Origin of the sequence: Microvirga sp. GCM10011540 (assembly GCF_042650665.1) — a bacterium.
Taxonomy (GTDB): domain Bacteria; phylum Pseudomonadota; class Alphaproteobacteria; order Rhizobiales; family Beijerinckiaceae; genus Microvirga; species Microvirga lenta.
Genome location: NZ_JBHSBQ010000142.1, coordinates 77,901 through 90,439, shown reverse-complemented (window position 1 = coordinate 90,439; position 12,539 = coordinate 77,901). Strand labels below are relative to the sequence as shown.

Annotated in this window: 12 protein-coding genes; 10 read left to right on the top strand and 2 right to left on the bottom strand. The window is 64.0% G+C overall.

The genetic code is table 11. The features are described from left to right. Positions 1-50 precede the first annotated feature (50 nt). The 9 genes from ACFOYU_RS24140 (at position 51) to greA (ending at position 8,272) form a co-directional block, all read left to right on the top strand. A complete protein-coding gene (locus ACFOYU_RS24140) occupies positions 51-887 on the top strand; it encodes a universal stress protein (RefSeq protein ID WP_377035523.1) in 837 nt (278 codons plus the stop codon). Between the two features lie 12 nt (positions 888-899). Then, on the top strand, positions 900-1,814 hold the full coding sequence (locus ACFOYU_RS24135) for an SMP-30/gluconolactonase/LRE family protein (protein ID WP_377035522.1): 915 nt from the start codon (positions 900-902) through the stop codon (positions 1,812-1,814). Positions 1,815-1,909: 95 nt separating this feature from the next. Next, complete coding sequence (locus tag ACFOYU_RS24130) at positions 1,910-2,827, top strand: DMT family transporter (RefSeq protein WP_226741550.1); 918 nt, start codon at positions 1,910-1,912, stop codon at positions 2,825-2,827. An 85-nt stretch (positions 2,828-2,912) separates the two neighbouring features. Beyond that, positions 2,913-4,103 (top strand): substrate-binding domain-containing protein, encoded by a 1,191-nt coding sequence (locus ACFOYU_RS24125; RefSeq protein ID WP_377035521.1) that lies wholly within the window; start codon positions 2,913-2,915, stop codon positions 4,101-4,103. Between the two features lie 13 nt (positions 4,104-4,116). Next, on the top strand, positions 4,117-4,887 hold the full coding sequence (locus tag ACFOYU_RS24120) for an ABC transporter ATP-binding protein (protein WP_377035520.1): 771 nt from the start codon (positions 4,117-4,119) through the stop codon (positions 4,885-4,887). Then, positions 4,880-5,605, top strand: coding sequence for an ABC transporter ATP-binding protein (locus ACFOYU_RS24115; RefSeq protein ID WP_377035519.1), 726 nt, complete (start codon positions 4,880-4,882; stop codon positions 5,603-5,605). The genes ACFOYU_RS24120 and ACFOYU_RS24115 overlap by 8 nt, the downstream gene beginning before the upstream one ends. Then, entirely contained in the window at positions 5,602-6,624 is a 1,023-nt protein-coding gene (locus ACFOYU_RS24110; protein ID WP_377035518.1) for a branched-chain amino acid ABC transporter permease, read from the top strand. Before ACFOYU_RS24115 ends, ACFOYU_RS24110 begins: the two co-directional genes overlap by 4 nt. Continuing rightward, complete coding sequence (locus ACFOYU_RS24105; protein ID WP_377035517.1) at positions 6,621-7,751, top strand: branched-chain amino acid ABC transporter permease; 1,131 nt, start codon at positions 6,621-6,623, stop codon at positions 7,749-7,751. The genes ACFOYU_RS24110 and ACFOYU_RS24105 overlap by 4 nt, the downstream gene beginning before the upstream one ends. A 53-nt stretch (positions 7,752-7,804) precedes the next feature. Continuing rightward, positions 7,805-8,272 carry a transcription elongation factor GreA gene (gene greA / locus ACFOYU_RS24100; RefSeq protein ID WP_377035516.1) on the top strand — a complete coding sequence of 156 codons (468 nt, stop codon included), beginning with the start codon at positions 7,805-7,807 and terminating at the stop codon, positions 8,270-8,272. Here the strand turns inward: greA and ACFOYU_RS24095 are convergent. Beyond that, positions 8,269-10,005, bottom strand: a complete 1,737-nt coding sequence (locus ACFOYU_RS24095; protein WP_377035515.1) for a mechanosensitive ion channel family protein — start codon at positions 10,003-10,005, stop codon at positions 8,269-8,271. The two genes, greA and ACFOYU_RS24095, sit on opposite strands and share 4 nt — an antisense overlap. Positions 10,006-10,546: 541 nt before the next feature. Between ACFOYU_RS24095 and ACFOYU_RS24090 the strand changes: the two genes are divergently transcribed. Beyond that, the gene (locus ACFOYU_RS24090) at positions 10,547-10,846 is read left to right on the top strand and encodes a hypothetical protein (RefSeq protein ID WP_377035514.1); all 300 of its coding nucleotides are present in this window, start codon (positions 10,547-10,549) and stop codon (positions 10,844-10,846) included. A gap of 15 nt (positions 10,847-10,861) precedes the next feature. Here ACFOYU_RS24090 and ACFOYU_RS24085 read toward each other — a convergent pair whose 3' ends face one another. Beyond that, positions 10,862-12,373, bottom strand: a complete 1,512-nt coding sequence (locus ACFOYU_RS24085; RefSeq protein ID WP_377035513.1) for a diguanylate cyclase domain-containing protein — start codon at positions 12,371-12,373, stop codon at positions 10,862-10,864. Between the last annotated feature and the right edge of the window lie 166 nt (positions 12,374-12,539).

Sequence of the window (12,539 nt, the reverse complement as noted above, 5' to 3'; positions counted from 1 at the left end):
CTTGGCCGTATGGGCTTGCCGACGGGTGGATTGAGCGCGACAATACTCGCATGAAAAGCATTCTCGTTCCCATTGAAGACCACGGCGTGGTCGAGCCGATCCTGGAAACCGCCCTTCTCATGGGCCGGTTGTTCGACAGCTACATCGAAGGGCTTGCCATCACGCCCGACTATCCCGTCGTGCTGCCGGTCGACATCGCGATCGGCGTGCCCTCGCCCATCACTCCGGAGAACCGCCTCGAAATGGCGCGGGCGTGCCGCGAGCGCTTCGAAGCCTTCATGGTGAGGAAGCAGGTTCAGCGCGCGGCGGCGGGCCTGGCCGGCCTCGGCTTTTCCTGGCGGCAGGACGGCCTGATGGAAGACGCCTTCCTCGGCGCCTATGGCCGGGTCTTCGACGTCACCGTCGTCGGCCGCCCCGACGGCTCGAACGGCCAGACGCGCCTTTCGACCGTCGAGGCCGCCCTGTTCGAGACGGGACATCCCGTGCTCATCGCGCCTCCGACCGTTCCGCAATCCCTTGGCGAAACGGTCGTGATCGCATGGAACCGGAGCACCGAAACGGCCCGCGCCGTGCTCGGGTCGATGCCGCTCCTGGAGAAAGCCCGCCGCATCGTCGTCCTCGAGCTCGAGGATTGGGGGGTTCCCGGCCCCTCCGCGGCCGAACTGGTGCGCTCCCTGCGAATGCGCGGCCTTCAGGCGGAAGCCATAACCGCCCCCGATCCGAACAACAAGCCCGGCGAGACGATCCTCACGGAAGCGGCTTCTCTCGGCTGCGACCTGCTGGTGAAGGGCGCCTATACCCAAAGCCGCCTCCGGCAGATGTTCTTCGGCGGCGCGACCAGCCACATCCTCAACAACACGACCATTCCGGTCCTGATGGCGCACTGACCGGGGCCTGCGATGATCAGGGACGTCGCCGTTATCCTGGACGAGCGTTTCCGCCCTCTCGTCATCCCGACCGCACGGCTCGAAAAGCTGGCGGAAGGGTGCCGCTGGGCGGAAGGGCCCGCCTATTTTCCGGCAGGGCGCTACCTGGTCTGGAGCGACGTGCCCAACGACCGGATGATGCGCTACGACGAGACCTCGGACGCGGTCGGCATATTCCGCGCACCGTCGGGCTACTCCAACGGCAACACGGTCGACCGGCAAGGCCGCCTCGTCACGTGCGAGCACGGCACCCGCCAGGTGACCCGCACCGAGCATGACGGCTCGATCACGGTGCTCGCCAGCCATTATCAGGGGCGCCGCCTCAACAGCCCGAACGACGTGGTGGTGAAGTCGGACGGCTCGATCTGGTTCACCGATCCGGCCTATGGGATCGATTCCGACTACGAGGGGCACAAGGCGGACAGCGAGATCGGCGCCTGCCACGTCTACCGCATCGATCCGCAGAGCGGCGACGTCACCGTGGTCGCCGACGACTTCGTGCGACCGAACGGGTTGGCATTCTCGCCGGACGAGAGCCGCCTCTATGTTGCCGATACGGGCGCGACCCATGCGGCGGACGGTCCACGCCATATCCGGGTTTTCGATGTGAGCGAGGGCGGGCGCCTGAGGGGCGGCGACGTCTTCGCCATCTGCACGAACGGCCTTTTCGACGGGTTCCGCCTCGACGATGCGGGGCGAATCTGGGCCAGCGCGGGCGATGGGGTCCATTGCTACGACAGGGACGGGACCCTGATCGGCAAAATCCTCGTGCCTGAAACCGTCGCGAACGTGGTGTTCGGCGGCCTCAAGCGCAATCGGCTTTACATCTGCGCCACCACGTCGCTCTACGCGATCATGCTGCCCGTGAACGGCGCCAAGACCTTCTAATCGCGCGCCAAGCGCCGTTTTTCGTCGGCGCTTGTCAATTTGCGGCGGATCAACCATGGATGTTCCGCGCTCGACGCGTCGTTTCCGGATTGTCCATGTCCCTCCCCTCCTCATCCACGATCCGCTCGGGCGTCCCCATCGGCATCGCCTTGATGCTCCTCGGCGTCTTCCTGTTCGCCATGAACGACGTGATGGGGAAATGGCTCGTCTCCACCTACTCGGTCGGACAGATCCTGCTCCTGCGCAGCGTGGCGGCCCTGGCGGTTCTCCTGCCCCTCATGCGCAGGCAGAGGGTGCCGCTCGCCATTCCGCCCCAGCCCGGCCTTCACGTCCTGCGGATCACGCTCTCGACCCTCGAAGTCGCCTGCTTCTATTGGGCCGTGACCTATCTGCCCCTGGCGGATGTGATGACCTACTACCTCGCCGGGCCGATCTACGTGGCCGCATTCGCCGTCTTCTGGCTGGGCGAGAAGCTGGACGCGCAGCGGATCGCCGCCATCGGCGTCGGCTTCGTCGGCGTCCTGATCGCCCTGCGCCCCTCACCCGCAACCCTGAGCCTGCCCGCCCTGATCGCCCTGTCGGGGAGCATTTTCTACGCGCTTCTCATGATCACGACGCGGAAGCTGCGGGAAACGCCCGACGCAACGCTGGTCCTCGGGCAGGTCCTCGGCGCCCTGATCTTCGGCATCGTGGCAGCCCCCTTCGCCTGGGTGACGCCCGGACCGCTGGATCTCGCCGCCCTGTTCCTGCTCGGCATCGTGTCCATGGGGGGCCATGCCTGCGTCAACCGTTCGCTCAAGATCGCACCGGCCTCCATCGTTGCGCCCTATCAGTACACGCTGATCGTCTGGGCCATCGTGCTCGGCTACATCTTTTTCGGAGACGTCGTTCAGGTGTGGACCCTGGTAGGGGCTGGCGTGATCTGCGCGGCAGGTCTCGCCCTCCTGATCCTGGAAAGGGAAGCCGCCCGGCGGGAGAAGGACATCAATCGGCCGATCCTGCCGGAGGCGTAGTTTCCCTCCACAGATGGTCCAAGAGCCGTCCTTGACACGCGCTCGGGCGGAAGCGTGAATGATGTTATAAAAATTGGGGAGTCCGATGCGCCTGAAGTTCACGTTCGCTGCCGCTACGGCAGCGCTTTTCCTCACCTCGACCGCCTTTGCCCAGGATATCAAGATCGCCCTGATCGCGGGCAAGACCGGGCCGCTCGAGGCCTACGCCAAGCAGACCGAGGCCGGTTTCATGATGGGGCTGGAATACCTCACCAAGGGCACGATGATGGTGAACGGTCGCAAGATCGACGTCATCGTGAAGGACGACCAGCTCAAGGCCGATCTTGCGAAGACCTTGCTGGAACAGGCCTATAACGACGACAACGTGGACCTCGCCGTGGGCACCACCTCCTCGGCGGCCGCGCTCGCCATGCTGCCCGTGGCAGAGGAGAACGAGAAGGTCCTGATCGTGGAGCCCGCCGTGGCGGATGCGATCACCGGCGACAAGTGGAACCGCTACATCTTCCGCACCTCCCGCAACTCGACCCAGGACGCCTACGGCGCCGCCGCCGCCATTCCGTCGGAGGGTGAGGTTTCCATCGCCACGCTCGCCCAGGACTATGCCTTCGGCCGGGACGGCGTTGCCGCTCTCAAGGACGCGCTCGCCAAGATCCGCCCGAACGCGAAGGTCGTGTTCGAGGAATACACCCCGCAGAACGCCACCGACTTCACCGCCTCGGCCCAGCGCATCTTCGACGCTCTGAAGGACAAGCCGGGCAAGAAGATCATCAACATCATCTGGGCCGGCCAGCACCCCCTGCCCAAGATTGCCGATCTGAAGCCGGAGCGCTTCGGCATCGAAATCGCCCCGGGCGGCAACATTCTGCCGGCGATGCAGATCTACAAGAACTACCCCGGCATGGAAGGTGCGATCTACTACTACCATGCCTTCCCCAAGAACCCGATGAACGACTGGCTCGTGGCCGAGCACCAGAAGCGCTACGGCTCGCCGCCCGACTTCTTCACCGCCGGCGGGTTCGCCGCGGCTTCCGCCGCCCTGACCGCCATCGAGAAGGCAGGCGGCACGGATACCGAGAAGCTGATCGCCGCTATGGAGGGCATGAGCTTCGAGACGCCCAAGGGCACCATGACCTTCCGCAAGGAAGACCATCAGGCCCTGCAGCCCATGTACCACTTCAAGGTCAAGGGTGACGGCAAGGACGCGAACGACCTGCTCGATCTCGTCAACACCATTCCGGCCGACCAGATGCCCATCCCGGTCCGGAACAAGCGCTGATCCGACCGTGCACATGTCGACGACAACGCCCGCGCTGGAAACGCGCGGGCTTACCATTCGTTTCGGCGGCCATGTCGCCGTGAACGACGTCTCGTGCCGGTTCACGCCCGGCACGCTGACGGCCATCGTCGGGCCCAACGGCGCCGGCAAGACCACCTATTTCAATCTCGTCTCGGGCCAGCTTCGCGCCTCCGCGGGGCAGGTTCTCGTCGGCGGGCAGGACATCACCACCCTGTCCCCTTCGGCCCGGACCAGGCGCGGTCTCGGACGGGCCTTCCAGCTCACGAACCTCTTCCCGCAGCTGACGGCTCTCGAAAACGTCCGTCTGGCGGTTCAAAGCCGGGCGGATGCGGGCTGGTCCCTGTTCAAGATCTGGAACGACCGCCGCGACCTCATCGAAAAGGCGGAAGCCGTGCTCGAGCGCGTGCGCCTGTCGGACAAGCGCCACGTGGCGCCCAAGGCCCTCTCGCACGGCGACCAGCGCAAGCTGGAAGTGGCTCTGCTCATCGCCATGGAGCCGAAGGTCTTCATGTTCGACGAGCCCACCGCGGGCATGAGCGTGGACGAGGTGCCGACAGTGCTCGAACTCATCCAGGACATCAAACGGCGCGGCGATGCCACGGTTCTCCTCGTCGAGCACAAGATGGACGTGGTGCGCTCGCTCGCCGATCGCATCGTGGTGCTGCACAACGGTAGCCTTGTCGCCGACGGCGACCCCGCCGAGGTGATCGCCTCCCCCGTGGTGCAGGAAGCCTATCTCGGACTGGAGGCGACCCGTGCGTGAGCCCCTGCTTCAGCTCGAAGCCGTACAGACCCATATCGGGCCCTATCACATTCTTCATGGAGTGGATTTCGCCGTTCCCGCGGGCAGCCTGACGATGCTGCTCGGCCGCAATGGCGCCGGCAAGACCACCACGCTGCGCACGATCATGGGGTTGTGGCAGGCCTCCTCGGGGCGCATCCGCTTCGACGGTCGCGACATCACCGCGACCGCCACCCCCGACATCGCGCGGGCGGGCATCGCCTATGTGCCCGAATCGATGGCGATCTTCACGGATCTGACGGTCCGCGAAAACATCGTGCTCGCAGCCCGCAGCGGACCTGTCGACAGCGCACGGCTCGATTGGATGCTGGGTCTTTTTCCCGCCCTCAAGCGGTTCTGGAACCTGCCTGCCGGCAACCTCTCCGGCGGACAGAAGCAGATGCTCGCCATCGCCAGGGCCATCGCGGAGCCGCGCCGGCTCCTCCTGGTCGACGAGCCGACCAAGGGCCTCGCCCCGGTGATGGTGCGCAGCATGATCGAGGCCTTCAAGGCCCTGAAAGCCGCCGGCGAGACGATCCTTCTCGTCGAACAGAACTTCTATGCCGCCTCGGCCCTCGGCGACGACGTGCTGGTCATGGACGACGGCCGCATCGTGCATTCCGGCGCCATGAGCGACCTCGTGGCGGACCCGAACCTGCAGCAGCGCCTTCTCGGCCTTTCCCTGGACGCGCATCAATGAGCGATCTCGCCACCGATCCTTCAGCCGTCGCCGAACTTCCGCGCACGAAGACCGACTGGCTCCCCCTGGCCATCGTCCCCGCGCTGGCGCTCGCCGCCCTTCCCTTCGTCGGCGAGCCGTCGTCCTGGGTGACGCTGACCGTCGCCGGCCTGGCCATGGGCATGATGATCTTTCTCATGGCATCGGGCCTCACCCTCGTGTTCGGCCTCATGGACATCATCAATTTCGGCCATGGGGTCTTCATCTCGCTCGGAGCCTACGCGACCCTTCTCGTGCTCGGCCCCCTCGCCGGGTGGGCGCAGGCGGAATCGGTCTGGCTCAATCTGGCCCTCCTCATGCTCTGCATCCTGGCCGCCATGGCGGTGACCGGGATTGTCGGAGCGGTCTTCGAGCGCGTGATCGTGCGTCCGGTCTATGGCAGCCATCTCAAGCAGATCCTGGTCACCATGGGCGGGCTGATCGTCGCGGAGCAGGCGATCCATGCGATCTGGGGCGCGTCGCCGATCCCGATCCCTCTGCCCGAAACCCTGCGCGGCGCCTTCATCCTCGGCGATATCGTGATGGAGCGTTACCGGGTTTTCGCGGTGGCGGTCGGCCTTGCGGTCTTCGTCGCCATGCAGCTCATCCTCAACCGCACGCGGATCGGTCTCCTGATCCGCGCCGGCGTCGAGAACCCGGAAATGGTCGAGGCTCTCGGCTATCGTATCCGGCGCCTCTTCGTCAGCGTGTTCGTGGCGGGCTCCGCCCTCGCCGGCCTCGGCGGGGTCATGTGGGGCTTCTACCGGCAGACCCTCACCGCCGGCATGGGCATGGAGGTGATGGTCCTGGTGTTCATCGTCATCATCATCGGAGGCCTCGGGTCGGCCGGCGGCTGCTTCGTCGGCTCCATCCTCGTGGCTCTGGTGGCGAATTACGTCGGCTTCCTGGCGCCGAAACTGGCGCTGATTTCCAACATTCTCGTGATGGCCCTGGTCCTGATCTGGCGACCGCAGGGCCTCTTTCCGGTAGCACGCCGATGACCGCGACCTCCGCCCCGACAGGCCTGCCCTTCGACGAAACGACGCCTCGCAAGGGCGCGCTGCAGACGATCCTGTCCTCGGATCTTCCGCGCTCGAAGGTTCTGTCCTTCATCCTCCTCGCCATCCTGTTCGTGCTGGCCACGACACCCTTCCTGTTCTCGGGCAGCCAGCCCATCAGCACGGCGGCGAAGATCTGCGTCTTCATCGTGCTGGTGGCGAGCTACGACCTGCTGCTCGGCTATTCCGGCATCGTCTCCTTCGCCCACACGATGTTCTTCGGCATCGGCGGCTACGGCGTCGCCATTGCGCTGGAACGGCTCGGGGCAACCTGGACCTCCGTCGGGCTCGGCCTTGCAGCCGCCTTGGGTTTGTCGGCGGTTCTCGCTGTCGCCATCGGCCTGCTCTCCCTGCGGGTGCGCGCCATTTTCTTCTCGATGATCACCCTGGCCGTCGCCTCCGCCGTCGCGGTGCTCGCTTCCCAGCTTTCCGACATCACCGGCGGCGAGGACGGCCTGTCGTTCCAGCTGCCTCATGCCCTGCGCCCCGCCTTCCGGCTCCTGTCCGAGCCGCTTCTCGGCACCGTCGTGAACGGTCGCATCCTGGCCTATTACCTGCTCTTCTTCGTCGCGCTCGGGACCTTCCTGCTTCTCCTGCGCATCGTGAACTCGCCCTTCGGACGCGTTCTGCAGGCAATCCGCGAGAACGAGTTCCGGGCCGAGGCTCTGGGCTACCGGGTGGTTGCCTACCGCACGGCCGCCTCCGTCATCTCGGCCCTTGCCGCCACCGTCGCCGGCGCCCTGATGGCGCTCTGGCTGCGCTACAACGGACCGGACACGACCCTGTCCTTCTCCATCATGATCGACATTCTTCTCATGGTGGTCATCGGCGGCATGGGAACCATGTACGGCGCGGTCATAGGAGCGACCCTGTTCGTGCTGGCTCAGAGCTATCTGCAGGTCCTGATGGAGGCGGGAAGCACGGCCCTTTCCGGAATTCCGGTTCTGCCGAACCTGATCCACCCGGACCGCTGGCTGCTGTGGCTCGGCGCGCTGTTCATCGTCAGCGTCTATGCATTCCCCGGCGGAATTGTGGGGCGCCTGCGTCAGGGGCGCTCATCTCAGGCCTGATCGAACCCAAGCGCCCACAACGCCGTTTTCCTTCGAGAGCGGAGGGATGCCCCATGAGCCGTGCCTTTGTTCGGGAAGTCGAGGGCGGAGAGGCCTACGAGGACCTGCCTGACCGCCCCATCAGTCCTCATGCCAACCTCGTTACGCCCACCGGCCTTGCCCGGATGGACGAGGAGATCGCGACGCTCGAACGGCGTCTCGCCGATGCACGGGCGTCCGACGACAAGGCGGAGACAGCCCGTCTCTCCCGCGATCTCCGCTATTGGTCACACCGCAGGTCCACGGCGGAGGTCGTGCCGCCTCCGTCCGACAACAGTCAGGTCCGCTTCGGCTCGCGCGTGACTTTCGAGCGCAGCGACGGCCGGACCCAAACCTACCACATCGTCGGCGAGGACGAGGCGGATCCGTCGTCGGGGAGCATCTCCTATGCCTCGCCGCTTGCCCAGGCGCTCATGGGCAAGCAGGTCGGCGACGTGATTGCGGTCGCGCACGGCGAGGCCGAAATCACCGGGATCGACTAGCCCTCCTCCGCCTCCTTGAGCGGGTAGACGTTGTCGTAGACCGGGGTGCCCTCGGTGGTGGCCTTGTTCGTCACCAGCACCCGGTCCCGCAGCATGAGGTCGATCTCCTGCTGGATTTCGAGGAAGTCTTCCCACTTGGAGGTCAGGATGAGCGCCTGGATCTCCGCCTTAGGCTTCTCCTCCTGCCCCTCCCGAAGACGCACGCGAACCGAACCGTTCTCGATCTTCGGATGTTCGGCGACGAGCGCGGTGAGCGCTGCAATCTCCTGGCGGATGGCAATGCTGTCGGTCACCTGGAGCGAAATCGTGCGGGTATAGGGCATCCGATCGCGATTGGTCAGGTTGATGATGTTCATGTTCACGAACGTGGCGTTCGGGATCGTGATCAGGGAGCGGTCGAGCCCTCGAATCCTGGTGGAGCGGATGCCGATTTCCTGCACCCTTCCCTCCAGGTTTCCGAACCGGCACAGATCGCCCACCCGAACCGGCCGGTCCGCATAAAGGATCAGGCCGCCGATGAAGTTCTCCAGGGTGGGCTTGGCCGCCAAGGCGACGGCCAGACCGCCGACGCCCAGACCCGCGAGGAGGCCCGCCAGAGGAATGCCGAGATAGGACGCGCCATAGACGAGAAGCCCCAAGGCGACGGCAATGCCTCCGATGCGCACGGCGGCGCGGGCAAGGTGAGCATCGATGCTCTCGGACCGGGAAAAGGTGAGCTGTCCGGCGAGGGCGTTCGAGAACTTGAGAATGCCCCACATGATCGAGAGATACGCGACAGCTTCTGCGATCTGGTCGACGATGTCGTTCACTCTGCCGGTCAGGTTGACCTGGAAGTCGGCCATGTAGGACACGAAGAGCGCCGCCACTGCGACGGAGGCAGGCATGACGATGCTCGCCGGCAGGGAAATGGCCGCGTCAGCCGCTTTCTGGCCCGAACGGCTCAATCGTCTCACTCCGAGGATGCCCATGACGGCCAAGCCGAGGACGAGGGCGAACCCAATCCACTGCCAGACCGCCTGCCCTTGGATCTCCGTCCGGAATGACCGCGGCAGTGCCTCGATGAGCCCGAACCACTTCGGCGGGAGGAGATAGCCGGGAGACTGGCTGTAGAAATCGTAGAGGTCCTCGCCCGATCCGCTCAGGTTCGGCTCGTCGCGAATGGCCTTGTAGAAGGCTTCGAGCTGCTGAACCGTCTCGCGGGAGAACAGGTACTCCCCGGACCGGGCGCCATCGGTGACGCGCACGATCCTGATTTCGGTTCCGGGCACGTTCCAGCTGGGCACGGGCTGCTTCGCGACATCCGCATCCCCTGGGATCGTGCCCGGGTCAGGAAGAGGCAGCCGATCGAGGATCTCCTTCAGCAGCAGCGGTGCTTCGAGGCGCCGGTGATCGAGTTCGACCGGTGGGATGTCCCGCAGATCGAGCGCGCGTGCCGCTTGGGCCAACAGGCCCTCGGCCTCCTTGACCTTCTCTTCGACGGCATCGCTCGACCGTAGTCCCGGCTCCGTCTTGTTCTGCCGGTAGGCCTCCATCAGAAGCGCCGAGGCTCGCGCCATATTGGCTCTGAACCCCTCCAGCGTCGTCCGGGGGCTTCCCGTCTCCGCCGCGGCGAGGAACCTGATGCTCCCCAATGCCGTGGGCGTCGCCAGGAACTGGAAGACGACGAAAAAGGCGGCGAGAAGCACACAGACCAACGGAATGGCTGCTTCCTGGAAAGGACGTCTGCCAAGCATGGTATCTCTTGTCCTGTTGGGTCCCTGGATATGACGGACTCACTCCATGGATGCAGCGCACTCTAGCGGAACTGATCGGCGCTCGAAACCATTGGCACCATTCCTGCGGTCGGTACCTCTTGTCTCAGCCTGCACCTAGCCATCGGCGGGAAATCGACAGTAAATAAACGATGCAACATTTCAATTACGTCGTTCTGTGGGACGTTTCGTATTTACCATTCACCCTTTTTGCTATCCCACCTCTGAATGACTAGCGGACTTTATGTGGAGCTCTATTTACTTCCGTATTATTCTTGTCAGTGAAGCCGGCAACAATGAGCTTCATGAAGCTACAGGCGCATAATTCGCTGGAGGAACGCTCTTCATGAATGAAGCGGAGGTAGACGTCGTCGCAGAAGAACTTGCAAAATTGGGAGGCACTGCTTGGTATCCTGGACGAGAGCCAGGCCCTCTTCTGAGAATTGTCCATGAACGCTATCGGGACCGTGCCCGTGCCGCCATCGCGGCCCTCGACCGGTTTCGCGCCACGGCAGCCGGAACGATGTCTCCAGAAGCTCCCCCTGCGAGTGCGGCCGCTGAGGACATCTCACCTTCCCAGGACACGGAAACGCAGATCCGGATCGGCACCACGATCATCTACCGCCCGGAAGGAGATCGCCGGGCCTATGCCTGCACGGTTCAGAAAATCGTCAATGGTTTCGTCTTCTTGGTTCCTGAGAACAGAACCGGGATTGGCTGGGTGCCCTTGGCCGACCTTGAGAAGCCGCAGGCGATTACGGCTTCGAGGCAGGAGGATGAAGCCGGCAGGAACGGCTCGGGGCCACCGGGAAACCAGTCCTGACCGAAGGCGACAGCCTCAGGACGATCCCTCGCCCGAATAGGCTCTCATGACAGGGTCGGGCGATGCAGCATAATAGGTGCGCTTCGCCTCGTACATCAGCAGGTCGGCCCGCTTCACGACGGATTCCAACCTTTCTCCCGGCTGGCTGGTCGCCGCTCCCATGGAGAAGCTGAGGGAGATGCCGGAGTAAAACTGGTTGTTGATCTCGACCAGCTTGTCGATGTTTTCCATCACCGCCGCCCCCTCTCTCTCATCCGTCGCCGGCAGGAGCAGGGCGAATTCGTCGCCGCCGATCCGCGCGGCATAGCACGGCTTGTCGACGGCCTCGTTCAATACCTCGCCGGCCCGGCGCAGCAACGCGTCGCCTGCGGCGTGCCCCAACTGATCGTTCACCGCCTTGAGACCGTTGAGATCGACCACGACGATCGTTACCGGGAAAGGCCCTTTCCGCTCCAGACGATTCAGCTCGTCGGCGTAGAACGTTCGGTTGTAGAGCTTCGTGAGGACATCGTGCTTGCCGAGATATTCGAGGTAAGCCTCGGCTTTCTTGCGGGCGGTGATATCCGTCAGGGCGACCTGAACCAGCGACCAGTCGTGCTCGTGTCCGGGCAGCACCGAGAACTGCAGGTGAAGGTTCAGCTCGTCCCCGCTGAGGGAGTAGTTGACGACTTCGCGCTGCTGGAAAATCTTGCCCTGCCAGAGGTCGATCAGCTGCTCGCGGAAATTGTCTCGCATGTCGTCTCGAAAGACTTCCGTGAGGCGACGCAACAGGGTCGGCTTGTCGGGTGCAGCAAAGAGTTCGAGCGTGTGCTGATTGACGTCGATCACACGAATTTCCGACATGCAGCGCTCCACGAACTCGGGGTGGACGTCGGTAAACACGCGGAAATCGTGAATCCCCCTTGCTCTCACCTCTTCCAGAAGGCTCTTGACGCTGCTGAAGTCCTCGACCCAGAGAGAGACCGGCGAATGCTCGAACAGGCCACGGGCATATTCCTCGCTGAGCGCTGCCCGGCGCCGCGCCGCCTCCAGTTCGGTCACGTCCTCGACGGCGATGAGAACGCGCTCCCAGTTCTCCTCATATCCCGGCAGGACGCTGCCCTTGAGCTGGATATCCAGCCGACGCCCCGACAGGGTGTAGTTGACGGCACGGCTAGAGAACTCCGTCCTGCCATCCCACAACTGCAGAAGCTCGTTGATATGGGTCTTGAGCATATCGTTACGGAAGATAAGGCCGAGATTTCCGACCAGGTGAGCCAGGTCGGATGCCTCGAAAAGGGAAAGCGTCTTCCGGTTGACCTGCAGGACTCTGATCCGATCCGAACTCGCCTGAACCCGTCGCGGATCCTCGTTCAGGTGCCCGCGCAGATCCGTCACGCCGGCTCGCCGCCATTCGTCCAGCAGTTGTTTGACCCCGCTGAAATCCTCCAACCAGAGGGAAACCGGAGCAAGTTCGAACATTTCGGCATAGTTGCCGTGCTCGGAATGGAGGGAGACGGCAGGTCTGCTCTGAAGGGAGTGCGACATGAGGCGTTCGAAGGCTCGGTCCGAAAGGGCAAGGCACTTGAACGCTCAAACCGGCTGTTACGCAAGATCAGCAGAGCCCGAATTTTAGGACTAGATGCTGATTTGCGCGTCTCTGGACGAAGAAATGCCTCCCCATCCCGTGCAGGGCAGCATCCCCTCTAATGAC

Bases quoted from the DNA above. Each gene is read 5' to 3' on its own strand.
- ACFOYU_RS24140 (WP_377035523.1), top strand. From the start codon at position 51: ATGAAAAGCATTCTCGTTCCCATTGAAGACCACGGCGTGGTCGAGCCG.
- ACFOYU_RS24135 (WP_377035522.1), top strand. From the start codon at position 900: ATGATCAGGGACGTCGCCGTTATCCTGGACGAGCGTTTCCGCCCTCTC.
- ACFOYU_RS24130 (WP_226741550.1), top strand. From the start codon at position 1,910: ATGTCCCTCCCCTCCTCATCCACGATCCGCTCGGGCGTCCCCATCGGC.
- ACFOYU_RS24125 (WP_377035521.1), top strand. From the start codon at position 2,913: ATGCGCCTGAAGTTCACGTTCGCTGCCGCTACGGCAGCGCTTTTCCTC.
- ACFOYU_RS24120 (WP_377035520.1), top strand. From the start codon at position 4,117: ATGTCGACGACAACGCCCGCGCTGGAAACGCGCGGGCTTACCATTCGT.
- ACFOYU_RS24110 (WP_377035518.1), top strand. From the start codon at position 5,602: ATGAGCGATCTCGCCACCGATCCTTCAGCCGTCGCCGAACTTCCGCGC.
- ACFOYU_RS24105 (WP_377035517.1), top strand. From the start codon at position 6,621: ATGACCGCGACCTCCGCCCCGACAGGCCTGCCCTTCGACGAAACGACG.
- greA (WP_377035516.1), top strand. From the start codon at position 7,805: ATGAGCCGTGCCTTTGTTCGGGAAGTCGAGGGCGGAGAGGCCTACGAG.
- ACFOYU_RS24095 (WP_377035515.1), bottom strand. From the start codon at position 10,005: ATGCTTGGCAGACGTCCTTTCCAGGAAGCAGCCATTCCGTTGGTCTGT.
- ACFOYU_RS24090 (WP_377035514.1), top strand. From the start codon at position 10,547: ATGTCTCCAGAAGCTCCCCCTGCGAGTGCGGCCGCTGAGGACATCTCA.
- ACFOYU_RS24085 (WP_377035513.1), bottom strand. From the start codon at position 12,373: ATGTCGCACTCCCTTCAGAGCAGACCTGCCGTCTCCCTCCATTCCGAG.